This window comes from Devosia aquimaris, assembly GCF_020169335.1.
Lineage (GTDB): Bacteria > Pseudomonadota > Alphaproteobacteria > Rhizobiales > Devosiaceae > Devosia > Devosia aquimaris.
The window spans coordinates 1,869,617-1,895,204 of record NZ_JAIEZN010000001.1; the positions used below are offsets into that span (position 1 = coordinate 1,869,617).

General features: G+C 64.3%; 25 protein-coding genes and 1 other RNA gene. 11 read left to right on the top strand and 15 right to left on the bottom strand.

What is annotated here, in order from left to right; all coding sequences use genetic code 11:
- The first annotated feature begins 313 nt into the window (after nt 1-313).
- The 3 genes from K1177_RS09020 (at nt 314) to K1177_RS09030 (ending at nt 4,416) form a co-directional block, all read left to right on the top strand.
- Entirely contained in the window at nt 314-2,536 is a 2,223-nt protein-coding gene (locus tag K1177_RS09020) for a putative bifunctional diguanylate cyclase/phosphodiesterase (RefSeq protein ID WP_224702967.1), read from the top strand.
- A 78-nt stretch (nt 2,537-2,614) separates the two neighbouring features.
- Nucleotides 2,615-3,514 carry an amino acid ABC transporter substrate-binding protein gene (locus K1177_RS09025; protein ID WP_224702968.1) on the top strand — a complete coding sequence of 300 codons (900 nt, stop codon included), beginning with the start codon at nt 2,615-2,617 and terminating at the stop codon, nt 3,512-3,514.
- On the top strand, nt 3,511-4,416 hold the full coding sequence (locus K1177_RS09030) for an amino acid ABC transporter substrate-binding protein (protein ID WP_224702969.1): 906 nt from the start codon (nt 3,511-3,513) through the stop codon (nt 4,414-4,416). Before K1177_RS09025 ends, K1177_RS09030 begins: the two co-directional genes overlap by 4 nt.
- A 5-nt stretch (nt 4,417-4,421) precedes the next feature.
- Here K1177_RS09030 and K1177_RS09035 read toward each other — a convergent pair whose 3' ends face one another.
- The 3 genes from K1177_RS09035 to K1177_RS09045 are packed head-to-tail and all read right to left on the bottom strand — an operon-like array spanning nt 4,422 to nt 6,131.
- Entirely contained in the window at nt 4,422-4,745 is a 324-nt protein-coding gene (locus tag K1177_RS09035; RefSeq protein ID WP_396119825.1) for a phosphoribosyl-ATP pyrophosphohydrolase, read from the bottom strand.
- Nucleotides 4,742-5,536, bottom strand: coding sequence for a thymidylate synthase (locus K1177_RS09040; protein ID WP_224702970.1), 795 nt, complete (start codon nt 5,534-5,536; stop codon nt 4,742-4,744). The genes K1177_RS09035 and K1177_RS09040 overlap by 4 nt, the downstream gene beginning before the upstream one ends.
- 10 nt (nt 5,537-5,546) lie before the next feature.
- Nucleotides 5,547-6,131, bottom strand: a complete 585-nt coding sequence (locus K1177_RS09045) for a DUF1003 domain-containing protein (protein WP_224702971.1) — start codon at nt 6,129-6,131, stop codon at nt 5,547-5,549.
- Nucleotides 6,132-6,293: 162 nt separating this feature from the next.
- Here K1177_RS09045 and K1177_RS09050 point away from each other — a divergent pair, with 162 nt between their 5' ends.
- Nucleotides 6,294-6,578, top strand: coding sequence for a YdeI/OmpD-associated family protein (locus tag K1177_RS09050; RefSeq protein ID WP_224702972.1), 285 nt, complete (start codon nt 6,294-6,296; stop codon nt 6,576-6,578).
- Here the strand turns inward: K1177_RS09050 and K1177_RS09055 are convergent.
- Both K1177_RS09055 and K1177_RS09060 read right to left on the bottom strand, forming a co-directional pair.
- Nucleotides 6,575-6,721: a hypothetical protein gene (locus K1177_RS09055; RefSeq protein ID WP_224702973.1), complete on the bottom strand. Its 147-nt coding sequence runs from the start codon at nt 6,719-6,721 to the stop codon at nt 6,575-6,577. The genes K1177_RS09050 and K1177_RS09055 overlap by 4 nt on opposite strands.
- 159 nt (nt 6,722-6,880) lie before the next feature.
- Nucleotides 6,881-7,327, bottom strand: coding sequence for a thermonuclease family protein (locus K1177_RS09060; protein WP_224702974.1), 447 nt, complete (start codon nt 7,325-7,327; stop codon nt 6,881-6,883).
- Nucleotides 7,328-7,468: 141 nt separating this feature from the next.
- Between K1177_RS09060 and ssrA the strand changes: the two genes are divergently transcribed.
- The 3 genes from ssrA to K1177_RS09075 all read left to right on the top strand — a co-directional run bounded on the left by ssrA (nt 7,469) and on the right by K1177_RS09075 (nt 8,688).
- Nucleotides 7,469-7,826, top strand: a transfer-messenger RNA (tmRNA) gene (ssrA, locus tag K1177_RS09065).
- A 136-nt stretch (nt 7,827-7,962) separates the two neighbouring features.
- Complete coding sequence (locus K1177_RS09070) at nt 7,963-8,445, top strand: SspB family protein (protein WP_224702975.1); 483 nt, start codon at nt 7,963-7,965, stop codon at nt 8,443-8,445.
- A 9-nt stretch (nt 8,446-8,454) separates the two neighbouring features.
- Nucleotides 8,455-8,688, top strand: coding sequence for a ribbon-helix-helix domain-containing protein (locus tag K1177_RS09075; protein WP_224702976.1), 234 nt, complete (start codon nt 8,455-8,457; stop codon nt 8,686-8,688).
- On the opposite strand, the gene K1177_RS09080 is transcribed toward K1177_RS09075, so the two are convergent.
- Nucleotides 8,681-12,361: an AsmA family protein gene (locus tag K1177_RS09080; RefSeq protein ID WP_224702978.1), complete on the bottom strand. Its 3,681-nt coding sequence runs from the start codon at nt 12,359-12,361 to the stop codon at nt 8,681-8,683. The genes K1177_RS09075 and K1177_RS09080 overlap by 8 nt on opposite strands.
- 197 nt (nt 12,362-12,558) lie before the next feature.
- Nucleotides 12,559-14,733 carry an esterase-like activity of phytase family protein gene (locus K1177_RS09085; protein ID WP_224702979.1) on the bottom strand — a complete coding sequence of 725 codons (2,175 nt, stop codon included), beginning with the start codon at nt 14,731-14,733 and terminating at the stop codon, nt 12,559-12,561.
- A gap of 199 nt (nt 14,734-14,932) precedes the next feature.
- Here K1177_RS09085 and K1177_RS09090 point away from each other — a divergent pair, with 199 nt between their 5' ends.
- Entirely contained in the window at nt 14,933-17,278 is a 2,346-nt protein-coding gene (locus K1177_RS09090) for an ATP-dependent helicase (protein WP_224702980.1), read from the top strand.
- A 51-nt stretch (nt 17,279-17,329) separates the two neighbouring features.
- On the opposite strand, the gene K1177_RS09095 is transcribed toward K1177_RS09090, so the two are convergent.
- Both K1177_RS09095 and K1177_RS09100 read right to left on the bottom strand, forming a co-directional pair.
- Entirely contained in the window at nt 17,330-17,716 is a 387-nt protein-coding gene (locus K1177_RS09095; RefSeq protein ID WP_224702981.1) for a carboxymuconolactone decarboxylase family protein, read from the bottom strand.
- A gap of 21 nt (nt 17,717-17,737) precedes the next feature.
- Complete coding sequence (locus K1177_RS09100) at nt 17,738-18,082, bottom strand: MerR family transcriptional regulator (protein ID WP_224702982.1); 345 nt, start codon at nt 18,080-18,082, stop codon at nt 17,738-17,740.
- Between the two features lie 144 nt (nt 18,083-18,226).
- On the opposite strand from K1177_RS09100, the gene K1177_RS09105 reads away from it, so the two are divergent.
- Nucleotides 18,227-18,544 carry a heavy metal-binding domain-containing protein gene (locus K1177_RS09105; RefSeq protein ID WP_224702983.1) on the top strand — a complete coding sequence of 106 codons (318 nt, stop codon included), beginning with the start codon at nt 18,227-18,229 and terminating at the stop codon, nt 18,542-18,544.
- 12 nt (nt 18,545-18,556) lie between these two features.
- Here K1177_RS09105 and K1177_RS09110 read toward each other — a convergent pair whose 3' ends face one another.
- A complete protein-coding gene (locus K1177_RS09110; protein ID WP_224702984.1) occupies nt 18,557-19,387 on the bottom strand; it encodes a class I SAM-dependent methyltransferase in 831 nt (276 codons plus the stop codon).
- Nucleotides 19,388-19,567: 180 nt separating this feature from the next.
- Between K1177_RS09110 and K1177_RS09115 the strand changes: the two genes are divergently transcribed.
- Nucleotides 19,568-20,437: a 50S ribosomal protein L11 methyltransferase gene (locus tag K1177_RS09115; RefSeq protein WP_224702986.1), complete on the top strand. Its 870-nt coding sequence runs from the start codon at nt 19,568-19,570 to the stop codon at nt 20,435-20,437.
- Between the two features lie 99 nt (nt 20,438-20,536).
- On the opposite strand, the gene K1177_RS18415 is transcribed toward K1177_RS09115, so the two are convergent.
- The gene (locus K1177_RS18415) at nt 20,537-20,668 is read right to left on the bottom strand and encodes a hypothetical protein (protein ID WP_263574796.1); all 132 of its coding nucleotides are present in this window, start codon (nt 20,666-20,668) and stop codon (nt 20,537-20,539) included.
- A 122-nt stretch (nt 20,669-20,790) separates the two neighbouring features.
- Nucleotides 20,791-20,925 carry a hypothetical protein gene (locus tag K1177_RS18420; protein WP_263574797.1) on the bottom strand — a complete coding sequence of 45 codons (135 nt, stop codon included), beginning with the start codon at nt 20,923-20,925 and terminating at the stop codon, nt 20,791-20,793.
- 113 nt (nt 20,926-21,038) lie between these two features.
- Here K1177_RS18420 and K1177_RS09120 point away from each other — a divergent pair, with 113 nt between their 5' ends.
- Nucleotides 21,039-22,862 (top strand): aminopeptidase P family protein, encoded by a 1,824-nt coding sequence (locus tag K1177_RS09120; RefSeq protein ID WP_224702987.1) that lies wholly within the window; start codon nt 21,039-21,041, stop codon nt 22,860-22,862.
- A gap of 299 nt (nt 22,863-23,161) precedes the next feature.
- Here the strand turns inward: K1177_RS09120 and K1177_RS09125 are convergent, their stop codons facing one another.
- The 3 genes from K1177_RS09125 to K1177_RS09135 all read right to left on the bottom strand — a co-directional run bounded on the left by K1177_RS09125 (nt 23,162) and on the right by K1177_RS09135 (nt 25,574).
- A complete protein-coding gene (locus K1177_RS09125) occupies nt 23,162-23,656 on the bottom strand; it encodes a hypothetical protein (protein ID WP_224702988.1) in 495 nt (164 codons plus the stop codon).
- Nucleotides 23,657-23,767: 111 nt separating this feature from the next.
- Nucleotides 23,768-24,232 (bottom strand): DUF3828 domain-containing protein, encoded by a 465-nt coding sequence (locus K1177_RS09130; protein WP_224702989.1) that lies wholly within the window; start codon nt 24,230-24,232, stop codon nt 23,768-23,770.
- Between the two features lie 55 nt (nt 24,233-24,287).
- Nucleotides 24,288-25,574, bottom strand: coding sequence for a hypothetical protein (locus K1177_RS09135; RefSeq protein WP_224702991.1), 1,287 nt, complete (start codon nt 25,572-25,574; stop codon nt 24,288-24,290).
- Nucleotides 25,575-25,588: the final 14 nt, after the last annotated feature.

The following is a 25,588-nucleotide window of genomic DNA, read 5'->3' on the forward strand; positions in this document are numbered from 1 at the left end:
GCCATTGGTCATCGGCCGCCGCAGCCCGTCAACCGCGTCGCGCACCGGCGCCGGCCACGCTACTCTGGCGCCAGACGCTGCACCAGAGTGCACCCGGAATTCTCCACGGCCGGGCATCGCAAGTGACTGATAAGCAGTCATTCATTACGCGCAATAGCACTCAATACAGATGACTTGGTGTTAAGTTTTTGGGCGGATACTTTGCGGGCAAATGTCTGCCCTGCACTGAATTTGGTCAAACTGGGAAGCCATGACAGAGACTTCGCACGCTTCCATAGCGGTTCATTCGACGGCGCCTTCCGGCGACGAGAGAATGGCACGCAAGGGCACTGGGCCCGCTGGCGTGTTTCGCGCGTGGCGGCATTCCCTGCTGGGCAAGACCACGACCATCTTTCTGGTCGGCGTGATCTTCGCCTATTGCCTGGGCGCCGCCATCGGCTGGCAGATCTTCGCCTCCTCCGCCCAGGAACAATGGCGCGAGCGCGCCCGCACCAATATCCAGATCGCCAGTGCGACGCTGCGCAGCATCTATACCTATATTGCCGTGGACGCCGACAACACCGGCCAGGTCAATCGCATCGTCACTGAACGTGCCATCGGCGATGACGAGTCCGTCCTCTACACCGGCTTCAGCCCGGCCGACGTATTGACCATGGTTTCATCCCAGACCAAGAACGACGTCTGGATCTTCAGTTTCGATCAGGCCACGCAGACCTTTGCGCTGATCGCCGGCACCAGCGCCGCGGATGGCGGCCCCGCAGAGGTGGCTCAGGATGCGCCTCTGTTTGCCGGCGCGGGCAAGGCAGGTCGCCTCGCCACCGGCTTCACCACAGTGGCCGGGGAGAACTACTATGCCGGCCTGTTGCCGATCGTGACGCCGGATGGCGACGTGCTCGGCGCTGTCGTGACCAGCGTCGGACGGCAATCGGCCCTGATGCGCCAGCAAGACCAGCTGATGTTCAACTCGCTGGTTGCCCTGGTCTGCATGCTGATTCTGACCACTGTGGTCGGCACCCTGGCTGCCAGCCGCCTGTTCAAGCCCGTCCCGGCGCTGATCCGCGCAACGCTGCGCATCGCCAGCGAGCAAACCGACCAGCGCACGCCCTTCCAGCATCGGACCGACGAGATCGGCGACCTGGCCGTCGCGATCGAAAAGCTGCGGGGTGCCGTGGTGGAACGTGGCCATTTGCGCGATATCCGCGACATGGCCGTGGAACTGGCGCACGTTGCCCATCACGACCCGCTAACCGGCCTGCCCAATCGCGCCCTGTTGATGAAAACGCTCGAAGAGGCCGTCGCCGGTCTCGCCGACGGCCACGACTTCAATGTGCTGATGCTCGATCTGGACCGCTTCAAATCGGTCAATGATACGCTCGGCCATGCCAGTGGCGACAACCTGCTGATCACCACCGCCGGGCGCCTTGTCGCCGTGCTGGGGCCGGGCGATGTGGCCGCGCGCCTGGGCGGCGACGAATTCGCCATCATCCAGCGCGTCCGCCAGGATGCCGAACTGGAAGGGCGCAAGCTCGCCACCCGCCTGCTTGAGGCCATCTCGTCGGGCATTCGCCTCGACGGGCTGGATCTGGTCGTGGGAACCAGCATCGGTATCGCCTCGGCGCCGCGGCATGGCACGCAGGCCACCCAATTGCTCAAGAACGCCGATCTGGCGCTCTATCGCGCCAAGGCCTCCGGCCGCGGCCTGTTCAGCTTCTTCCATGACGGCATGGACATGGCCGTGCAGGATCAGCATGCGCTTGAACTCGACCTTCGGCTGGCCCTGCAGCGCGAGGAGTTCGTGCTCCACTACCAGCCGATCGTCGACCTGGCGACGATGAAGACCTCGGGCTTTGAGACCCTGGTGCGCTGGCGCCATCCGCTGCGCGGCATGGTCCCCCCGGACCAGTTCATCCCATTGGCCGAGGAAACCGGCATGATCGTTGCGCTCGGCGACTGGATCATTCGCCAGGCCTGCCGGGATGCGGCCACCTGGCCGGAGCCCTATACGCTGGCGGTGAACCTGTCGCCGGCCCAGATTCAGAAGCCGGGCTTCGACCAGGCCGTCGCCAACGCCCTCGCCGACGCCAACCTGCCCCCATCCCGGCTGGAGCTGGAAGTCACTGAAACCGTGGCCCTGTCCGGCGCGGAATCGGTCGCAACTCTCACGGCCCTGCAGGCCAGCGGCATCGGCATCGTGCTGGACGATTTCGGCACCGGTTATGCCTCGCTGAGCAACCTGGTCGGCCTGCCCTTTGCCAAGATCAAGATCGACCGCAGCTTCGTGGCCAACCTGGCCACCCAGCACAATTGCCGCGCCATCGTCGCCGCCATCACCGGCCTGGCGCATGGGCTCAATATGCGTGTCACCGCCGAAGGCGTCGAGACAGCTGAGCAACTGGCCATTCTACAGGCTGCCGGCTGCACCAATGTGCAGGGCTACTACTTCGCCCGGCCACAGCTGCTGGACGCCATCGATCTCGCTGACCCCATTGCGCAGTCCAACCGCACAGCCGCAAGGCGAGCCAGCGATGCGGCGTGAGCAGGTCCAGACGAGCCAGTCATATCAACCCCGGGGGGCCGGGCCGCGCCTGCGTGGCGCCATTTTGGAAGACATCACATGAAGAACGCCCTTCCCGCCCTCGCCCTCCTGTTCGGATGCCTTGCCGGGCCCGCAGTGGCGGAGGCCCACAGCCTCTCCCCCACGCTGGACAAGATCAGGCAGTCCGGTGAGATCGCCATCGGCTATCGCGAATCCGAGCCGCCCTTTGCCTATACCGATACGGACGGCAGCATCATCGGCTTCTCGATCGACCTGTGCCAACGGGTCGTCGACAAGGTGCGCGAGTCACTCGGGCGCCCGGACATTACGGTGCGCTATGTTCCGGCCACTCCGGCCACGCGCTTCATTCTGGTCAAGTCCGGCATGATCGACCTCGAGTGCGCCGCCACGACCAACAACGCCGAACGGCGCGAGATGGTTGGCTTTTCCTATCCGCACTTCATGACCGCGTCGCGCTTCGTCTCCCGCCGCGCCGACAATATCGAAACGCTTGAGGACCTGGCCGGCCGTTCGGTTGCATCGGCATCGGGGACCGTCAACATCGACCAGATCAACGCCGTCAACCGCGAGCGGCGGCTCAACATTGCCGTCATCCCCACCAAGACCAATGACGAGGCCTTCGACCTGGTGGCCCACGGTCGCGCAGCCGCCTTCGTGATGGATGACATCTTGCTCGCCGCCAAGATTGCGGCCTCGCCAGACCCGGACGACTATGTGCTCTCCACGGTGACCCTGAGCGCTCCCGAGCCCTATGGTCTGCTGCTGCGTCACGGCGATGCGCCGTTCAAGACCCTGGTCAACGACACGCTCGCCGAGATCTACACCAGCGGGCAGATCGAGCAGTTGTACGCGAAATGGTTCACCTCGCCGATCCCGCCCAACGGAATCAACCTCAACCTGCCGCTCTCGCCACAGCTGGCCGAGGCGTTCAGCCATCCGGTGGAGTATCTCGAATGATCATACGCGCCACGGTCCGCGCCGTGCTGGCCGGCCTGATGCTGGCCCACACGCTCCCCCTCGCCCTCGCCCAGGCCCCCGTCTCCACGCTCGAGCGGATGCGTGACACCGGCCATATCCGCATTGGCTACAGCGCCGAAGTGCCGCCCTTCTCCTATCTGGGCGCAGACGGACAGGTTCTGGGCTACTCGATCGACATCTGTAACAGGGTCGCCGAACTGCTCGGCGAACAGCTGGCCCTGCCGGACCTGACCATTGACTATGTGCTGCGCACGCCGAGCAATCGGGTGGCCATGCTCAACAATGGCGATATCGACATCGAATGCGTCGCCAGCACCAATACGGCGGAGCGCCGCAAGAGCGTGGCCTTCAGTTATCCGCATTTCATGACGTCCGTGCAGTTTATCGCCCTCCGGGACGGTGGCCCGCGCCGCATTGCCGAGCTTGTCGGCCACTCGGTCGCCTCCACGCTCGGCACAACGGTCATCGGTCAGCTCAACGCGGTCAGCCGGGAAAAGGGCCTCAACATTGCCGTGGTGCCTACGCCCGACCACCAGGTGGCGTTTGACCTGATGGCCAGTGGGCGTGTCGCCGCCTTCGCCATGGATTCCATCATTCTCTCGACGCGTGTCGCGAACGCCAAGGACCCGGACCTCTACATCATGTCCGAGGACGCCTTCGGCCCACCCGAGCCCTACGGACTGATGATGCGCCACGACGACCAGCCCTTTGTCGACGCCGTCAATGCGGCGCTGGCGTCAATCTTCAGCAGCGGCGAGATCAACCAGATTTACGGCAAGTGGTTCACCAGCCCCATCCCGCCCAAGGGCATCAATCTGCATCTGCCCATGTCGGAGGCTCTGGCCATGGCCTTTGCCGCGCCTGCCGCTGTAACCGACTGACGGTGCTAGGCTTCGACAGACGGGAGATACTGGAACCACTTGCGTTCCAACGCGCTCGCCAGGTCGATGTCATGCTCTCGCGCGAAGAGCATCAGCATGGCCAACACATCGGCAGCCTCATCCGCCAGCGCGCTGCGGACCGCCAGGTCATCGGCGCCCTTGCGCCGCGCACGGCCGGAGAGCTTGAGATATTCCGCCGTCAGCTCGCCGAGCTCTTCCTGCAGCTTGAGCAGAAACCAGTCGTCCGTCCGGTCAATGCTATTGCGCTGCGCATAGATATCCGAAACGGCAGCGACCTTGTCCGACAGCGTGGCCAGATCGGCGCTCACACCGCCACCGGTGCCTTGATATGCGGATGGGGGTCATAGCCCTCGAACACGAAGTCCTCATAGACGAAGTCTTCGATCCGCTTGACGTCCGGGTTCATCACCAGCTGGGGCAGCGGCCGCGGCTCGCGCGTGAGCTGCTCCTGCGCCTGCCCGAAGTGATTGGCGTAAAGGTGCACATCACCGAAAGTGTGCACGAAATCCCCCACCCCCAGCCCAGTCACCTGCGCGACCATATGGGTCAGCAGGGCATAGGAGGCGATGTTGAAGGGCACGCCCAGGAAGCTGTCGGCCGAGCGCTGGTAGAGCTGGCAACTGAGCTTGCCATTGGCCACATAGAACTGGAACAGGCAGTGACAGGGCGGCAGGGCCATCTCGTCAACCTCCGCCGGGTTCCATGCGGAGACGATATGGCGCCGGGAATCGGGCTTGGTGCGGATGGATTCGATCACTTGGGCGAGCTGGTCGATCTTGCGGCCATCCGGCGCCGGCCAGCTGCGCCACTGGCTGCCATAGACCGGCCCGAGATCGCCATTCTCATCGGCCCATTCGTCCCAGATCTTGACGCCCCGCTCCTGCAGCCAGCGCACATTGGTCTCGCCGCGGATGAACCAAAGCAGCTCATTGACGATGGACTTGCGGTGCAGCTTCTTGGTCGTCACCAGGGGAAAGCCCTGCGACAGGTCAAAGCGCATCTGGTAGCCGAACAGGCTCCGCGTCCCGGTACCGGTGCGGTCGGCCTTGTCGGTGCCATGCTCGAGGATGGTGGCGAGAAGTTTGAGATAGGGCTGCATGCCCCAACAACTAGCGCGATTCGGCGCCCGCTGGCGCTGGTGCCAGATGGCTTTCCACCAGCCGCGTCAGTAGGTCGATCTGCTCCTGCTGTTTGGCGATCAGCTGCTTGAGCTCATCATTGCGCAGCTGATCCACCTTGTCGTGCAGCGCCATGATCTCGATCTCCGCCTTGAGGTTGCATTCATAATCCTGGCTGGTCACCAGCCGGTCCTTGGCCGCCTGCCGGTTCTGGCTCATCATGATCACCGGCGCCTGCACCGCTGCCAGCATGGACAGCATCAGGTTGAGGAAAATGAACGGATAGGGATCGGGCGCTGCGCGCCATAGCGCCAGATTGATCAGCACCCAGGCGCCCAGGAACACGCCGAAGCCGATGAGAAAGCGCCACGACCCGCCAAACGCCGCGACCCTGTCGGCGAGGCGCTCGCCAAAGGTGGAGCGGTCATCAAAGACCTGGCTGGGGTCGGTCGAGACGGCATGTCGGCTCATCACGTTCTGCAAGGCGCGGCGTTCGCGATGGGTCAGGTTCTTCTCGCCCTTGCCCAGGAAGCGCTCGGCGGCACGGATCATCTGTTCGGTGGATTTGTCGGTCATGGCGTGGTCTCGAATTGCTGTCCGAACGCTACACCCGATCCGGCCCCCTTCGCCATCACGCGATCGCTCCGGCCACACAGGTAATAGAATACCGTCACCGATCATGCCATTGTCTGTCACCAGCCTCGCCCAAGGTGCCCGCTCAAACGAGGAGTCAAAGCCATGAGCCCGGTCCTGCGCCCCCTGCGCAAGCGCGAACCCATGCCGGAATTTGTCAGCGCGGCGCTCGAGGAACGCGGCCTGCGCGCGGCCTATGACGCGCGACCGCCCTATCAACGCAACGACTATCTGCTCTGGATTGGCAAGGTCAAAGGCGAGCAAACCAGACTGCGTCATCTGGCACAGATGCTGGATGAACTCGAGGCCGGCGATGTCTATATGGGCATGCGTTGGTCGCCCCGACAGCGCGCCCGGAATGCAGTCAGCAACAACGATCCCTCGCGCTAGTTCTGATTGCGCCGATCGCGTTCCAGCGCATCCCGGCTCCACCAGGAAACAATGAAAAACCCGAAGCTGATCTTTGGCACCAGCCCGGCGCGCTCGGCCCAACGCATCTGATACTTAGGCTTGATCTTGATCTGCCCGCCCATCAGAGGAACTCTCAACCATGACATCTTCAACCTTCCACCGCAGAGGCTAAGATCATCAGGCTAATAGATTTTTTGCCAGAGCAGCACCTGTAGCTTGGACATCGCTGCACTGCGCCAGACGACGGCATATGCGCCCGTCACGACAAAATCATTCCCCTGTCAGCACCAGCTCCGCTGCGGACCACCCCAGACGTGCGCCAGGCCTTCACCCACCAGAATATCGCCCAGTGACTGGCCGTGCCGCGAGACAATGCGCAGCTTGCGGCCGTAGCGGTCCTCATCGCGGTCGGTTGTCGAGAGGTCAAAGGGACCATCGACCAGCAATTCGGCCAGACGCAGGGTTGCCCGCGCGCCGAGCGCGGCCTCGCCTGCACAGCCTGGCTTGCTGACCTCGGGGGTATCGATATCCGCGATGCGGATCTTGACGCCGTCCAGCCAGAAGGTGTCGCCATCGACAACGCAGGTCACGCGCCTGCCGCCCGCACAGACGGGAAAATCCCTCTCCGTCACGCTTGTGGAGGTCGCTGCAGCCGCCGGGGGCGCCAGCAGCACGGCACTCAGCGACCCATCGCGCAGCACCAGTGCCATGATGCTGGCAATCAGCATCCCGCCCAACGCCAGTGCAAAAAACTGGCATGCCATTGCGGCCCCTGCGCCGCGTAAGCCGCCACATCGCCATCGTCTCGTTCCCGGTTTTTGGGGCGACAGTGGCGGAGTCGGGTTAACACGGGATCAAATCTGCGCGGGATGTTTGCATCCCGCCCGGAGCGCGCCTATATAGAACCTGCTCGCAAGAGCTATGGCGATAAACTGTCATCGTAATAAACCATTCGGACCCGGGGGCAGTACCCGGCGCCTCCACCATCTTCCCGCCGCTGCGGGCAGCCAATGGGGGCGAAACAGGATCGACGAGGGTGTAAAGGGTGTGCTTTTGCTCGGTGAGGTACCACCGTTATCGGTCCGAAACTTATAGTTGCAAATGACAACCATAAGGCTCCAGTCGCTCTCGCTGCGTAAGCAGTGCTAGCATTGGGAAATTAAGTCCTCCACCCCTAGCCGGGTGACAGGCGGGGTCCGCAGGCACCTGGCAACAGAAGCCTGCACCTTCCCCACATGTTCTGTGATCTTGCGACCAAGCACTCAATTGTTCGCAGTCTCAGCCTTTGGTCTTGAATAATCCGGGAAGCTGAGGCTGATATGGGCCCAACCGGATTCTATCTATCTGCGCCGAAAGGGTGACCATGGCCGAAGACCACATGCGCTACGATATCCTTGCCCAGGAAGCGCTGCGCGGCGTCGTTCGCAAGGTGCTCGCCGAGGTCGCCAAGACCGGCCTGCCGGGCGAACACCACTTCTTCATTTCCTTTGTCACACGCGCCCCCGGCGTGCGCCTGAGCGAGAAATTGCTCGGCCAGTATGACAAGGAAATGACGATCGTCATCCAGAACCAGTATTGGGACCTCAAGGTCAACGAAACCGGTTTTGAGATCGGCCTGTCCTTTGACGGCGTGCCCGAGACGCTGGTGATCCCCTTCTCAGCCGTCAAGGGCTTCTTCGACCCCTCCGTTCAGTTCGGCCTGCAGTTCGATCCCCAGATCGCCCCCGGCGCCGAGGCGCAGGAGGCAGAGGACGATGCGGCGGTCGAAGGCACTGCTGACCTGCCCGATGGCACCGAGCCCGGCAAGAAAGTCGTCAGCCTCGACGCCTTCCGCAAGAAGCCCTGACCGGCCAGGATGGACAAGCGTTCCCTGTCCATCGCCGGCCACCGCACCTCGATCGCGCTGGAGCCTGAATTCTGGGCCGCCCTTGAGCACATGGCGGCCCGCTCCGGCCTCACCATGACGGCGCTCATCTGCAATATTGATGCCGAGCGGCAAACGACCAACCTGTCATCGGCCGCCCGTCTGGCGGTCCTGGCCTGGTATCAGCGCCAGCTGGCCGAAGTGGCCGAGCCGCGCCTCAGTTGATCGGCTCAAACAGCGGCTCGTTTACCCGAAAATTCAGCGGCTGATTGACCGGCGGCGGCAGCGACAGGTCCAATGTCTGACCACTCGGTTGGCTCGGCACTGTCTCGATGGGTTGCGGGTCCGCCTGCGGCTGGCTCTGCTGCTGTGCTGCCTGTTCGGCCTGGCGCTGCGCCTCGGCCTGTGCGGCCGCTTCGGCGTCGCGTGCCGCCTGTTCCGCCGCCTGCCGTGCAGCTTCTTCCGCGGCCTTGCGGCGTTGCTCCTCGATCAGCTTGTTGCGGGCTTCGGCTGCCGCTTTCTGCCGCGCCGCATCTTCCGCCTGCAGGGCCTGCAGCCGGTCAAGCTCCATCTCATTGGCGCGCACCTGCAGCCCGGCCACGATTTCATCGAGGTCGAGCGTCACCTCCGGGGCCAGGAGCGTTCCGCCCAGGCTGGTGGAAATGCGTGAAATGTCGGGACCAACCATGCCATTGTCGTCCGAATAGCCCAGTGGCGTCAGGGCAAAGCCGCCCGCCAGGCCCAGCGTGGGCAGGTTGACGCTGACGTCCCCGGACAGGCGCGCGCCCGGACCATCGACAACAAGATTGTTCACGCGCACCACCCCACCGGCAATCGTGAACGCCCCCGCAGCGGTTGGCGCGGTGAAGGGCCCCTGCCCCAGCGCCACGCCGATCAGCGTTCGCAGCGTGTCGGCGTCGGTGTTGAGCACATCTTCGATGCCCGCGACGGTGGGGAAGACGCCTGCTGACAGCTGGTTGGCACTGAAGTTGACGAGCGAGAAACTTCCCTCGCCGGCCAGAACGGTCATGACATCGGCCAGGCTGGCGCCGGCCCCCTCGAAACTGGCGCCGCCCTCGAGCGTTCCGCCAATCGCATCGGCAATGGCGGCTGGCGCGATCGTGGCCAGCGGCAGGCCCTTGACCGTCACCCGACCGGTGAGCGTCTGTTCGGGGATCGGCCCGGCGCAGCAGGCCGTCACGTCGAGCGACAGCGTGCCGCCGCCATCGGCGCTGGCCTCCAGACGGGCCAGCCGCAGCCGTGTCTCATCCCAGGTGAGGTCAAAGCTGGTCTTGCCCAGCCGGGTCTGGCCGCCAGCCGTCACCGCGCCGGCCGTCACACTGATCGTACCGCGCGTCTCGCGCGTGCCGGCAGTGCCGTTGAGCGGTCCATCCGGCCAGGCGGCACCGCCGCCGACCAGGGCGGCCCGGCCCAGGATCGCCGCGGCCAGCCCCTCGGCCGAGACACGATCCACCGACAAATCCCCGCTGATCGCCGTGGCATCCCGTGTCCGCGACAAACCCAGCTGGCCGGAAAATCCCGTGTCGCCGGACACGCCCGTGATCTCGGTCACCCGCGCCAGACGATTGCCTTCGAAATGCAGCGCCGCGCTGCCCTTGGCCCGTGGAAGGCTGACCCCATCTGCCCCGACCAGTTGCGCAAGGCCGCCGGCATCGGCCAGATCAACCTCCAGCGTACCAGTGCCCTGGATCTCGCCATCACCCACGCTCACCAGATTGCCCGAGAACGCGGCGCTCTCGTCGCCGGCACTGAGGTTGATCCGAGTGTCCAGGCTATTGCTGGGCGATCCGCTCAGCGAAACACTGGCCAATAGGCCATCGCCAGACATCAGGGCTGCATCGCCAAAGCCGAGCTGCCGCAGCAGGCCCGCTGTGTCCTCCGCGTCGAGGCTCGCCGTCAGGCGCAATTGCCCGCTGGTCAGGGCACTCAGGCCATCGCCCATCTCGGCCCGCAGGTTGAGCTGCCCCAAGCCCACCGTGCCCCCCAGCGTCAACACCTGCGCGCCGCCATCGACACGCGGTTCCAGGTCGATCAGCACCTCTGCCGGTGTGGAACGCGCCAGAAAGCCACGCCAGGCTTCAGGCGTGCCGGCCAGATCGTAGAGCGCGGCCAGCGCCGGGGCATCACCCTGCGCGACACGCAACCGGCCCGAGCCCGACAGCGTCGGCGCCGCCATGTCGCCGCCCACCTCGAGCGTCGCATCAAAGCCCAGCCCGCCCCAGTCGCCCGCTGAAAGACGGGCGAAGCTGACCTGCTCCCCGCTCCACTGGCCATTGGCCACCAGATCGGTGCCGTCCTGCCCAAACACCCGCGCCGCCGTGCTGCTGAGGGCAAAACTGCCGGCAGGGAAACTGATGCCAAAACCGGTATCGGTCGTCATATTGGGCAGCAAAGCCGCCAGCACGGCGCTCCCGTCGGGCCCCAGATTAGCAAAATGCCCGCCCACATCGAGCCGTTTTTCCTCGCCGAACCCCAGGCGCAGGTCGACCGCATGCTTGGCGCCCGCCAGTGTCAGCGTGGCGTCGCCAATGCGCAGCGCGTCACCTTTGAGCATCACGCTGCCATCAAGCGCGCCAGCCTGGTTGAAGAGGGGATTGTCAGGTGCCGGCTTGCGCCACAAGGCCGCCAGGCCGTCAAGACGCTGGCTGCCGAGATGGAAGATCCCGTCAAACGCCGGATGGCGGCCATCGCCCACCAGCTTGCCGCTGGCGGTCAGCTCAGTATCGCCCGGCATTTTGGCCACAAAGGTCTCTATCGCCCAGGACGTCCCATCCGTGCTGGCATCCACCCGCACATCGCGCAGGGCAAAGCCGCGCAGCCCCACTTCCGCCAGGTCGATGCCGACGCGCCCCGGCAAGGGCGGCAACAAGGGTGGCGGCAACTCGGACAACAGGCGCACCGCCTCATAGGGCTGTTGGCTCTGGTCTTCCTTGGCGTCGCGTGGCGGCAGTGAAAACACCCCGCCCGACACCACCGCATCAAAACTGCGTCCGGCGCCCAGCCGAATGCTGGCCGCGCCGGTGAGCCGCGTGCCGGCCCGGTTCTGGTCCGGCTGCAGCGTATAGCCCGAGAGCACAATGCGGTCGGTCGAGGCAGTGATCTTGCTCTCCAGCACCAGGTCACCGCGGATCTCGTCCGCCGCCTCGGCCGCCGGCGGGGCCTGTTTATAGGTCAGCGTGCCATCGTATTTCGGCGCAATGCCCGCCGTCAGCTGTCCCTCGGTGCTGATCGAAAAGGCCGCGCTGGTGGGCTGCACAAAGGCCGACACGCGCGAGTTGCCGCCCGCATCGGCGAGCGAGGCATTGATGCGGGCACTGTAGGTCTGGTCGCCATAGCGGGCCGTGCCCTGGAACTGGAACGGACCAACCAGGCTCGACAGGCGCAGATTGCCTTCGAGGGCGCTCACCTCGAAGTTCTCGCCGACACGCCGATCCAGGAGACGCAGCGTGCCGTCAACGATATTGGCCTCGCGCAGCGCCACCCCACCCTCTGCCTGGGCCAGATTGACGCCACTGCCGAACAGGCCACTCTCGTCCACGGTGAAATCCACCACCGGTCCGCGCAGCACCAGCTTGGTCAAATCGTAGTTGTCGCGCAGGAAGTCCATCAGCGAGAACTCGGCTTCCACGCTGTCCACCGTGGCCGCCGGCTCTTCGGGCGAACCGACCAGCACATTGGTGAAGCTCAGCCGTGGCTGCGGCAGCAGGGAAAACTCGATATCGCCGCGAATGGTCACCGGCGAGCCCAGCACCTGCGTCGCCAATGCCTCCATGCGGGTGCGATAGTCGCCCCACTGGATCAGATGCGGCGCAATGAAGGCGCTGGCGAGCATGATGATCGCCAGGCTTCCGACGACAATGTAGATGCGGTTCAGCACTGTGCCTGGATCATCCCGTTACCTGCGGCAGAGTGTAGGCAAGAGCGCCCGGCGCGCAAGCCCGCCATCGGCTTGAATACATGCAAGGATTTGCGAGCGCGCAGAAACCACGCTCCAGCCCCGCCCAGGCAGCAAAAACGCCGACGGCCGGCCTCCAAACAGAAGCCGGCCGCCAGAAATGTGCGCAGTGACAGCGATCAGAGCGCGCCGAGCGGGATGAACATGGTCTCGCCCGAGCTGTCGTCGGTGCCGTCATTGTCGGTGATGACATAGCCATTGCCGTCGGCGTCGATCGCCAGGCTCTCGACCTTGTCCAGCACATAGCCGTTGCCGGTCTTGAGGTCGGGCAGCAGGTCGCGCACCAGTTCCTTGGTCACAACGGGCAGTTCCCCGTCGAGCGCAGCTGGAACCATCTCGCTCAGCTTGACGCGGTAGACGGCCTTCAGACCTGCCTTGTCGCCGATCTGGTTGTCGCGCTCCACGATATAGGCGTAGTCGCCATGGACGGTGATTTCGCTGAGCCCAACCCAGCCGCCTTCCGGCGCGGCTTCCAGCGGATAGTGCACGGCGCCCCAGGTCTTGGTGGCCGGCGTATAGGCCAGCAGCTTGACCATGCCCTTGGCATCGTCCTTCCACTCGCGCTGCATGGCAACCCACAGTACCTGCTCGTCACCGGTACCGACAGCGGCAACACCTTCCGCGCCGAAGCGGGTCTGACCGGCCAGCAGGTCGACCGGAAGACCAGCCTCGCCAACGATGGCGCCCTCGGCATCCACATGCAGCAGCGCATGCGGCACCAGCTTGGCTGCGTCGCCCTCATTGGCCAGCCAGAAGCCGCCCTTGCCGTCCAGCGTAATGCCTTCGAGATCGAGCTTCTGCGCGGCATCGCCATTGCGCGAGACGACGACCTTGCTGGTGATATGCGCCGGCGTGGCCGTGGCATCAATGGTGTAGATGGCCGGCGCACCCGACAGCACGCTGTCGCTGACGGCATAGAACACGCCCGGCTTTTCGGCATCGGCCACGGCACCCGAAAGTGCAGCCCAACCAATGGGATGACCGTCAGCGTCGAGGTCCGAGATGATGGACGGATAGGCCGCTTCACCCTCGGCAAGCTCATAGAGCATGACATGGCTGCCGACGCCGCCATCTTCACGCAGGTCCACCTCATTGGCCGTGGCCAGGAGATTGCGCGCCGGGATGGCGATCAGGCCTTCGGGCGAAATGCCCGAGGGCAGGTACTGCACGAGCTCGGGTTCCGCGCCCGTGTCCTTGAACATGCCGATCAGCGAGGAGCGTTCCTCGGCCACGAAGAAATAGCGCTCTGCGCCGAACGCGGCGACCTCAAGCCCCTCGGGCTCGACGCCCTTCTTGTTGCGGAAATCAGGATAGTGGCCCATCTGGGCGGCGCTGACGTCGAGCATATTGCCCGAGTCGAACTGCACCGCACCGTCGCGACCAAAGATGGTGAAGCCACGCGAGCCGCCATTCCAGTCGCCTTCATTGGCGGTGATCAGCCGGTCATTGTCCAGCCACTTGACCGCATCGGGTTCACGCGGCACGGGCTTCTTGTCAGCGCTGAAGTCGATGCGGCCGTCCTTCTTGGTGTCGACACCAGAAACGCCAGCCTCACCGGCGGAGAAGCCACCGGTCACGGTGCCGGTCTTGGCATCGATAATGGCAACCCAGTTGTTTTCCTGCAGCGTCACGGCCACTTCGTCGGCGTCGTTGAAGGCGACGAATTCGGGCTCGGGATCTTCCGGCGCGATCTCGGAGAGGCCGGTGACTTCGACCTTCTTGATGCCGTCTTCGGTGACAGCGCCGTCTGTAAGGGTGACGAGCACCACATAGCCAGCCGGCAGCTGCGGCAGCGCGCCATCATTGAGGTCTTCATCGCGCTCGTTCTCGATGGCGATGGCGAGGATCGTGTTGTCCTTGTTGTGCGCGATGGAGTCGGGCTGTCCGCCCAGATCAAACTCGCCATCGACGGACTTGCTGGCAATATCGACCACCACAAGCTTGCCCGAGGGCGCGACGTAGCTTTCCGAGGTGTTGACGGCCACATAGGCCTTGGCGCCGATGACGGTCACCGAGGTCGGCTCACCGCCCATGTCCATGAAGCCGGCGGCCTTGGGCGCCTTGGCGTCGGTGATATCGACAAAGCCGATGCCGCCAGCCGGGCTGTCCGAATAGATCAGCATCATGCCGTCGTCGGTGGCGGTGATGATTTCGGACGAGGTGGCCTTGGCCTCGGCATTGTTCAGCGCCACCGGGAAGCTGGCGACGCGGTTGAAGACTTCGGCAGCGTTGACGCCGGCCGTTGTGGCCAGCAGAAGCGTGGTGAGCGCGGCGAGACGTTTGGTCCTGGACATGTCGATCCCCCTGTTGTGTCAGGGGTGCCTTAGGCAGCACGCGCTACGGCGGCGTGACAATCCGGTGACAGATCGGTGACACTGTCGCGTTCTATACATCCGGACTGGCTGTGCCTATATTCGCAGGAGAACAAATCAAGATTCGTCAACTGCCGCGTTGCAGCGCCGGACCCGGCGCGCAGCGATGGAAAGGCCCTTTATGCCCGGTCCAGCCTCCCCTCTCGAACGCCCGACCGCTGGCGCAATAACTGGCCAGTTCAAGCGCCAGCAGGTGCCGGCCTATCTTGATGGTCTGAACGCCGAGCAGCGTGACGCCGTCGAGACCATTGACGGACCGCTGCTGGTGCTGGCCGGCGCTGGCACCGGCAAGACCCGCGTGCTCACCACGCGCATTGCCCACATCATCAATACCAACCGCGCCTGGCCCAGCCAGATCCTGTCGGTGACCTTCACCAACAAGGCTGCGCGCGAAATGAAGGAGCGCATCGAAAAGCTGGTGCCGCGCCTTGAGGCCATGCCCTGGATGGGCACGTTCCACTCCATCGGCGCGCGCATCCTGCGCCAGCATGCCGGGCTGGTGGGCCTCACCAGCTCCTTCACCATCCTCGACACCGACGACCAGATCCGGCTGATCAAGCAATTGCTCGAGGCCGACAACATCGACGAGAAGCGTTGGCCGGCCAAGCTCTTCGCCGCCATGATGGATGGCTGGAAGAACAAGGGCCTCTTGCCCAAGGATGTCTCGCCCGCTGACAGCGGCAGCTATGCCAATGGCCGCGGCGCCCAGCTCTATGCCGCCTATCAGGCCCGCCTCAAGACGCTCAACGCCGCCGATTTCGGCGATCTGCTGCTCGAATGCATCCGCCTGTTCAAGGAAAACCCGGATGTGCTGGCCGAATACCACCGCAAGTTCAAATACATGCTGGTGGACGAATATCAGGACAGCAACACCGCCCAATATCTCTGGCTGCGCCTGCTCGCCCAGGGCAAGCCGGCCGCCGAAGCCAATATCTGCGTGGTCGGCGACGACGACCAGTCCATCTATGGCTGGCGCGGCGCCGAAGTCGACAACATCCTGCGCTTCGAAAAGGACTTTCCCGGCGCCAAGGTCATCAAGCTCGAGCGCAACTACCGCTCGACCGGCAATATCCTCAAGGCCGCCTCCAATATCATTGCCTTCAACGAAAGCCGCCTGGGCAAGACGCTGCAGACTGACGTCGCCGAACGCGGCGAACCGGTCGCAGTCACCCAGGTCTGGGATTCCGAGGAGGAAGCCCGCACCATCGGCGAGCAGATCGAGCAGTACCAGCGCGACGGCGATGCCCTCAACTCCATGGCGATCCTGGTGCGCGCCAGCTTCCAGATGCGCGAGTTCGAAGAACGCTTCATCACCCTTGGGCTCAACTATCGCGTCATCGGCGGTCCCCGCTTCTATGAGCGCAAGGAAATCCGCGACGCCCTCGCCTATCTGCGCCTTGTCGCCCAGCCCTCTGACGATCTGGCGCTCGACCGCATCATCAATGTGCCCAAGCGCGGGCTCGGTGACTCCACCGTCCAGCTGCTGCACAGCGCCGCCCGCGCCGCCAATGTGCCCCTGCTCTCGGCCATCCGCATGCTGGTGGAAACCGAAGAGCTCAAACCCAAGCAGCGCACCACACTGCGCAGCCTCGTGTCCCAGTTCGAGGACTGGTCCTTCCACGCCCAGACCATGAAGCCCTTCGAGCTCGTCGAGCGCATTCTCGAAGAGAGCGGCTATACCGATATGCTCAGCGCCGACAAATCGGTGGAATCCGAGGGCCGCAAGGAAAACCTCAAGGAACTCAGCCGCGCCATGGAGGAGTTCGACACCCTCGGCGGCTTCCTCGAACACATCGCCCTGGTGATGGATCGCGACAGCGCCGACGCCGCCGATGCCGTCACCATCATGACGCTGCATGGCGCCAAAGGGCTCGAGTTCGACACCGTCTTCCTGCCCGGCTGGGAGGAAGGCACCTTCCCCAGCCAGCGCTCCATGGACGAAAGCGGCCGCGCCGGGCTCGAGGAAGAGCGGCGCCTCGCCTATGTCGGCATCACCCGCGGCCGCAAGCGCGTGCGCATCTCCGCCGCCCAGAACCGCCGCATCCACGGCCTCTGGCAGTCTGCCATTCCCAGCCGCTTCCTCGATGAACTCCCTGCCGACGCCGTTGAGGTCACCGACACCGGCTCCTCCTATGGCGGCTATGGCTATGGTGGCGGCGGTGGCGCCAGCAGCCGCTTCAACAAGGCCGATCCCTTCGAGAGCGTCTATGAGACGCCCGGCTGGCAGCGCGCCCGCGCCAACCAGGCCAATCGCAAGGGTGGCGGCCCGCTCACCATCGACGGCGACCTCGTCGCCCGGTCGGTCGACATCGGCAATGACAAATCTGCCTATGCCCTGGGCCAGCGCGTCTTCCACCTCAAGTTCGGCTATGGCAGCGTCGGCGCCATCGAAGGCAACAAGCTGACGATCGACTTCGAGAAAGCCGGCCGCAAGAAGGTGCTGGACAGTTTTGTCACCAAGGGGTGAGCAGCGCCGGACCGGCCGGCGCTGCTCATACCCATGCCTATGGACAGCCGCCTAAGCCGCCAGTGCGCGTTCAGCAAAAACCTCACGCGCGACCGCGATCCCGTTCAGCGCCGCTGGAAAGCCGGCATAGACCGCCATCTGCATGATGGTCTCGACCACCTCCTGCTGGCTGAGGCCGACATTGATCCCGGCATTGATGTGTACCTTGAGCTGCGGACGCGCCGTGCCCATTGCGGTGAGCGCCGCAATCGTGGCGATCTCGCGCGCCCGCAGGTCGAGCCCCGGCCGCGAATAGACATCGCCAAAGGCAAACTCGATCACATAGCGGGCAAGATCAGGCGCAATATCGGCCAGTGAATCGATCACCGCCTGCCCGGCCTCCCCGTCAATCTCGGCCAGGGCTTTCTCTCCGCGCGTATATCTGTCGTTGCTGATCATGGTGATCGTCCTCGTCTCGCATTAGTCGCCATAGCCGGCGATCTTGGCATCGAGAACATCAAGGCATTCCGTGAGGGCAACCACCCGCAGCGCAACCGCGTCGCGATGCCGGGCCAGCATGGCCTTGCGCTGCCCCTCGGTTCCCGCGCCGGCCGCCCGCAGCCGCGCATAGTCCAGCATGTCGCGGATGGGCATGCCGGTGGTCTTGAGGTGCCCCAGGAACTCCACCCACACCAGTGTCCGCTCGTCATAGGCACGATGGCCGGACCGGTCGCGCTGGGCAGCCGGCATCAGGCCAATGCGCTCGTAATAGCGGATGGTGTGGGCCGTCAGCCCGGTGCGTTCTGCAAGGTCGCTGATCTTCATCGGATGCCCTGATCTCTCGATTTACCTTGGCTACAACTTCGAGCGCACTCTAAGTCAAGCGACATTCCGCAGCATTGGCGCCGCGCCCCTTACAGTTTGCCGCAAGCGTCGCTATCTCTTGGCTGTTCCAGCGGAGTTGGCCCCATGATCATCACCACCACACCCTCAATCGAAGGTCGCCCGATCCGCGACTATCTGGGCATTGTCACCGGCGAGGTCATCGTCGGCGCCAATATCTTCAAGGACATGTTCGCCAATATCCGCGACATCGTCGGCGGCCGCGCCGGTGCCTATGAATCCACCCTGCGCGATGCCCGCCAGCAGGCCTTTGCCGAGCTCGAAGACGAGGCCCGCCGCCGCGGCGCCGACGCCGTGATTGGCATCGACATCGACTATGAGGTCGTCGGCCAGGGCGGCTCCATGCTGATGGTTTCGGTCTCGGGCACCGCGGTCAAGCTCTAGGCGCCGCTGCCGTCAGCGGGGCGCGATGCCACGCACCATGCCCGACACCTTGGGAATGTGGATGGCGCCGCCACCGTCCACCATGGCCGCCTTGGTCAGCTCATAGAGATGAGCCACGGCGGCAACGTCGGCATCCTGCCCCGGCGGGAACGAAGTCAGCGCCAGCACCAGATCCTCGGCACTGGTGACATTGAGGTCACCCGCCACCGACGTCATGACCACCTCGTCGAACAGCGCTTCCATCAGGTCCTTGGCGCGGTTGAGGCCAAAGATATCGGCGGCCGGATCGCTTGGCGCGCCGCCAAAGGCCGCCGCACCCAGCGCATAAAGCGGCGCCATATTGCCCTCTGTATTGGTCGTCACCGCAACGATCCCACCCGGACGCAACACACGCCGCAACTCTTTGAGCGCAACCGTTGCATCGGGCACGTGATAGAGCATGTGGCAGGCCAGCACCGCGTCAAAGCTGGCGTCGGCAAACGGCAACTGGCTGACATCGGCCACAACGCCCTCAACCCGCGCATAATGTCCCGCGGCATTGGCCGCCTTGACCGCGGCCTCCACCATACCGGCAGAGAAGTCTGCCAGCGTCAGATCAAGCTCAGACGGAAAGCCGGCCCTGCCCGCCTCCCATAGCCAGCCTGGGCCACAGCCGATATCCAGCACCCTGGCGCCTGCTGGCAGATTGGCCTGTTGGGCGATCCAGACAAACCAGTCGGGCCCGTCGCTGCGACCATAGCGACGGTGCAGATTGGCCCGGGCCTCAAGCTTCTTGCTGTCACGATACTGCCGATCCAGCAGTTCAGATGGATTGACACCAGAACCAACGGTTGCGTTGCTCATCGCCTAGCTCCTCAAATCTCAGATATCTTGGCGACCCAGTGCCCTCTGCATCGCCGGACCATGAATGCACTTCTGCGGCAATGGAGCAAAACTAGCACAGCAGAGGCACAATGCGGACGTCTCGGATTGACGATCGGGAGCCGATGGCGCAACAAGGCGAAAAGCCTAGGGAATCCCGTCATGTCCGTCGATCAGCTCACTGCGCCGCTCTCCAAGGAACAGGCCTATGCCCTGGTCGACGCCGTGATGGAGCGCGACGACCTGGCACTGACCGCCTCGGCGCATGAGAACGAAGACACCGGTGAGTGGTTTTTCGAGGCCACCTGCGACAGCCCGCCGGACGTGGCCGCCTTTGAGACGCTGGCGCGGGAGATCCTGGGCGGAGAGGTAAGCTTCTCCGTGGCCCCCATCGACCCCGAGATCAACTGGGTAGCGCGCTCGCTCGAAGGCCTGGCCCCGGTGATTGCCGGCGGCTTCTACGTCTATGGCAGCCACGAGACCGGCCCCATCCCGGGCGGCCTGACGCCGATGAAGATCGACGCCGCCCAGGCCTTCGGCACCGGCCACCACCAGACCACCACAGGGTGTCTGGAAGCCATCGACCGCGTGCTCAAGCGCCGCAAGCCGCGCAACATGCTCGATGTCGGCACCGGCACGGGCGTGCTCGCCATTGCCCTGGCCAAGCGTACCCGGCGCACCGTGCTGGCCAGCGACATCGACCCCATTTCGGTGACCACCACCATCGACAATGCCGCCCAGAACGGCGTCGGCCAGCAAATCATTGCCTTCCAGGCCACCGGGCTCAACCACGCCATCATCGCGCAGAATGCGCCCTATGACCTGATCGTCGCCAATATCCTGGCCGGTCCGCTGATGGCGCTGGCGCCCGCCATGGGCCGCGCGGCGGCTCCCGGCGCGACAGTCATTCTCTCCGGGATTCTCGAACACCAGGCCCGTGGCGTCATCAACGCCTATGGTCGTCAGGGCATGGTGCTGACCCAGAAGCTGCAGCGCAAGGACTGGACCACGCTGATGCTGGAAAAACGCTGACGCCACAGTCAGCGCCGCAACACCGCATCCCGGAAAAGCAAAATCCCCGAAGCAGGCTTCGGGGATCACTCAGATCGTCAGCAGTAAACTGCAGCGGCCTTACGGGCGCTTGGTGAACGCGCCGATCAGCTGGTGCTGCATGCGATAGCTGACCTGGCGGCTCGATTCGCGGCCACGGGCATCGATCACCGAACCCAGCGCCTTGCGAAAATCGTTCTTGCTCTCAGTCATCATCATCTCCACGCACTTCCGACGGAGGTCTATTGCCTGCGTCACAAGCCTATTTAGGCAAATGCTTAGGGTTCGGTTAGTCCCAAAACTGAACACCAGCCCTGCAAGACTCGCAAGGCCCCTTACCGCTTCGTTAATTCGCGGTTCATGGGCTCATGTTCCCGCGCATAGCGGGCGATGTAGCGCCGCGCCTGCATCTCGCGACCGCTGATCATGGCATCAATCACGCGCCTGAAAACCGACTTGCCGTTTGTCATGCTTGCTCTCCATTGCTCTGCCACTAAGTTAGGCCCACACAATCGATTGGGCAGGTGTCTGCACACAGCCCAGCCATGACCGGAGCGCACTCCGGACCAAGGATAGAGCTTCCATGACGACCAAGACTTTTCCGCCTGCCGTGTTTCAGAGTTTTGATTCCAAGACCGATTCCAGCCAGGTGCCCCCCCGGCTCGCCGCCTTGCGCGGCGCCATGGCTTCGGCCGGTGTTGATGCTTTCCTGATTCCACGCGCTGACGCCCATCGCGGCGAGTCGGTGCCGCCCGGCGACGCGCGCCTGGCCTGGGCCACCGGCTTCACCGGCTCGGCCGGCGTCGCCGTCATCGGCACAAAGGATGCGGGCCTGTTCGTCGATAGTCGCTATACGCTCCAGGCTCCGGCCGAGACCGACACATCGCTGGTCACGGTGCACGAATGGCAGCAGGGCGGCTATTCGCCCGACCTCACCCGCTACGTGCCCAAGGGCGGCACCCTGGCCTATGATCCCTGGCTGCACACGCCCGGCGAAGTGCGCGACCTCCAGGCCAAGCTCAATGGCCATGCCAAGATCGTGCCCCATGCCAATCTGGTCGATGCCATCTGGAGCGATCGCCCCGGCGCGCCGGTCAGTACCATCGAGATCCTGGGCCACAATCGCGCGGGTCGCGCGGCTGCGGACAAGGTCGCCGATATCCAGGCCCTCCTCGGCCAGGACGGCGCCGACGCTGCGGTGCTGACCCTGCCCGAGTCGATCTGCTGGCTCCTCAATATCCGCGGCCGCGACGTGCCCAATACGCCCTTCGTGCTGGGCTTTGCCATAGTGCCGGCCACCGGCCAGCCGACGCTCTATCTCGATCCGGCCAAGATCACCCCTGAGCTCACTGCCGGTCTCGAAGGTGTCGCCGAGATTGCCGAAAGCGCCGCCTTTGCCCCGGCCATGGCCGCCCTGGGTGCAGCGGGCAAGTCCGTGCTGGTTGACCCCGCCACCGCTCCCCAGGCCGTTTTGACCACGCTGGGCGACGCCGGCGCCAAGCTGATCGAAAAGCGCGATCCGGTGCTGCTGCCCAAGTCGCGCAAGAACGACGCTGAACTGGCCGGCATGCGCGAGGCCCATCGGCTGGACGGCATCGCCCTGGCCAAGTTCCTCGCCTGGTTCGACGACACTGCGCCCAGGGGTGAACTGACCGAGATCGGCATCGTCACCGCGCTCGAGGCCTTCCGTCGCGAAGAGGAGAGCTGCGTCGACGCGAGCTTTGACACCATCTCCGGCGCCGGCCCCAATGGCGCCATCGTGCACTATCGCGTCACCGGCAAGACTGATCGGCGCCTGGCGCCGGGCGAGATCATGCTGGTCGACAGTGGCGCGCAATATCTCTCGGGCACCACCGACATCACCCGCACCCTGTCCACCGGCAAGCCCAGCGACGAGGAGCGCGACCGCTACACCCGCGTGCTCAAGGGCATGATCGCCATTTCCATGGCGCGCTTTCCCGGTGGCACCAGCGGCGCCCAGCTCGACGTGCTGGCCCGCCAGTTCCTCTGGCAGGACGGCGTCACATATAACCATGGCACCGGCCATGGCGTGGGCGCCTATCTGGGCGTGCACGAAGGCCCGATCGGCCTCTCGGCCCGCTATCCCCTGCCGCTAGAGATCGGCAATGTGCTGTCCAACGAGCCCGGCTACTACAAGGCCGGCGCCTATGGCATTCGCATTGAAAACCTTATCACCGTGCGCGCCAGTGCCGGCTTTCCCGGCTATCTCGACTTCGAGACCCTGACGCTGGTGCCCATCGACAAGCGGCTGATCCGCAAGTCCATGCTCACGGACGCCGAACGCGCCTGGCTGGACGCCTATCACGCCCGCGTCTGGGACGAGATCAGCCCGGCGGTCAAGGGCAAGGTCCGCGATTGGCTCAAGCAGGCGACCGCAGCGCTATAGATTGCTTCTCTCATAAGTGGATATGCGGCTCTTTTGCATCCCTCCCCCTTGAGGGGAGGGAACGAGGGTGGGGGCAAACGGGCACAATCCCCTTGCCTCCACCGCGCGCACCTGCGGACTTTCCCCAGCTGCTCCACGCCCTCCGTCATTGCCCGGCGCGTCCGGGCAACCCAGCACCAGCATGTGGATCACCCGGACAAGCCGGGTGATGACGCGGCCGGATGATCAGGGTTCCGCCTTGCCCGTGCTGCGACGGACGGTCATCCCCCTGCCCCTGATGGGGACATGGGTCGGCCCACTCAGTTGCGCAGCGGGTCGTAGATCAGCGCCCAGCTCAGCAGCCAGTGATCCTCGTCACCCAGCGAGGCGACGTCATCGACCTTCCAGCCGCCGTCCTCGCGCACGGCGGCAATGCTGAGCAGCCGCGGATGGTCGAAATTGTGGTAGCTGACATTGACCAGCGCCCGGTCGCCGATCAGCACCGGCTCGCCGATGCTCACATCGAACAACAGGGCGGAAACATCGGGCAGGAACGGATTGAAGCGCGGCACCGGCTGGATAGCGTCTGGCCGGGCGTCATCATCGCTGAGCACGCGGTTCTCGCTGGCCTGCTCGAAAATGGCCTTGAGGCGTTGTGAATAATAGACCGAAGGGTCGCTGGCCATGACGCCGGGCTGGTATTCGGCATAGATGGCCGTCACCAGCGCCTTGGGGTCGCTGAACTCGGCGCCTTGAGCCAGCGGGGCGGCGGCGAGCACAACGCCCACCGCCACCAGAATTTGAACTGCGCGCATCCGCGACCTCCTGATTGCTAACCCAAGGGCTAGCCAGAACGCACGGCGCAAACATGGTCGGCTGGTGGCCGAACTGCGGCTGATCCATTACAGTTCGGCAAGCTGGTCTGCCTATTGGCCGCCTGCCGCCATCGCAAAGATCTCGGTCAGCCGGTAGGGGTAGTCCCCCAGCGTGGACGCCAGATCGTCGACCTTCCAGCCGCCATCCTCGAAAACAAGGTCATAGGTCAGCGCGCGCGGTTCACCGAAATTCTTGAAGGTGACATCAACGATCGCCCTGTCGCCGGAAATGTCGGGCGTTCCAATGACCAGGTCGGTGATCTCATAGTCCTGCCCGTCGACATAGGGGTCGAAGTCGATGGCGCCGATCTCCCCTTCAGGGGTGATTTCCTGGTCGCGATCATAGAGCGCCTGCAGCGCCATGGAGCGCTGCGCGGACTCGTCCTCGGGGAAGGCCCCGCCGAAATAGGGCTCGTAGATCGCCGCGATCAGGTCCTCGGGCGCAGCATAGGGTTGCGCCGCAACTGCGGCAGTGAAGGCCATGAACAGGCCGGTGGCGAGGGCAGCAAGGCGCATCAATCGTCTCCAGGGGGTAAAGCGCAGGCTGGTGAAAGCGGCAGGCGGGTTGAACTCAGTTGAACCAGAAGCTGTAGTTGAGCAGGCGATCGCCAAAGACCGAATTGGCCGCGGCAAAGCTCTCGGCGTCGGCCACCGGCCCATCCCGCAGAAAGGGAACAGCCGCCTGCCCTGTCAGCAGCAGCACCAGGTCGGTGCGCTCGGCTTCGGCGAAATAGGCCGCGAGGTCAAAGCCCTGGGAAAAACGCCAATGCGGGATCAGCAGTTCGCCGTCGATGATCTGGTCGAGCACATCGAGCGTCTCGTGCCAGGCCGCAACCGTCTCCTCGGTGACCGTCATGTCGGGCAAAAGCGACGTCTGCTCCGGATTGGGCACAAGCTCGCGATTGTCATCGGTCTCGGCCAGGATCAGCGCCCAGTTCTGGCGCGACAACGCCGTGATGCGATGCAACTGCTCCGGGATGGACTGCAGCAGCGCCCGGTCCACCACCGGGAAGTTCAGCGTATGGATCGCCGCAATGACGTCGGCAATGCCAGCGTCGCTCGCCGGATCCATGATCAGCGTGCCGCCCTGGGTAAACTCTTGCATGGGCAGGCCCGACAGCGGAAAGCTTCGATGCATGAAGGCCTTGAAGAACTCCGAAAAATCATGGGCCAGCACGAGATCGAGCTGTACCCCGATCACCTGGCTATAGCCGGCCAGCCAGATGGAATCGGCCGCGTCAAAGCCAATCGATGTATCGGTGGCAACGCCCTTGCTCTTGGACTTCTCGACCAGCGCCGGATCGACCTCGAACCCTTCCGACCCATTGACCAGCGGATCAAAGAGCGCGCCAAGCGTCTCGCCATCCGCGATCTTGCCATCGCCGTTGAAGTCGACCCGCGCCTTGAGCACGTCGAGCGGCACCACATAGTCTGCAGCCTCAGCGCCCCCACACTCAAAGCCCGCCTGGGCCACCGCCAGATCGGCACGGAAATCACTTAGAACCGTCCGGAAGGCCTCATAGGTCAGCGTCTCTGGGTTAGGATTGGCCGGCATCGGGGGATTGCCATCCATGCGACCGATACCGAGCAGCAGCGCGGCCGTCGGCACGTCCGGCGTGGTGGCGCCATAGCGATAAAGATCCTGCGCCAGCCCCTCATAGGCGGCAACCAGCCCCAGCATGGACCAGGCAAAGCAGGCTTCCGGCTCCCCGGCAGCTTTCTGTTCGGCGAGTTCGGACTGGCCCGCAAGGGCCGAACCTTCATAGAGGTGCCGCGCCAAGGCATCGCCAATCTCGCTGGCCTGCGCGGCAAGCGGGGCAGCAAGCGCGGCAAGTGCAGCCAGGACCAGCGTCTTCATTCCCGTCTCCTCCG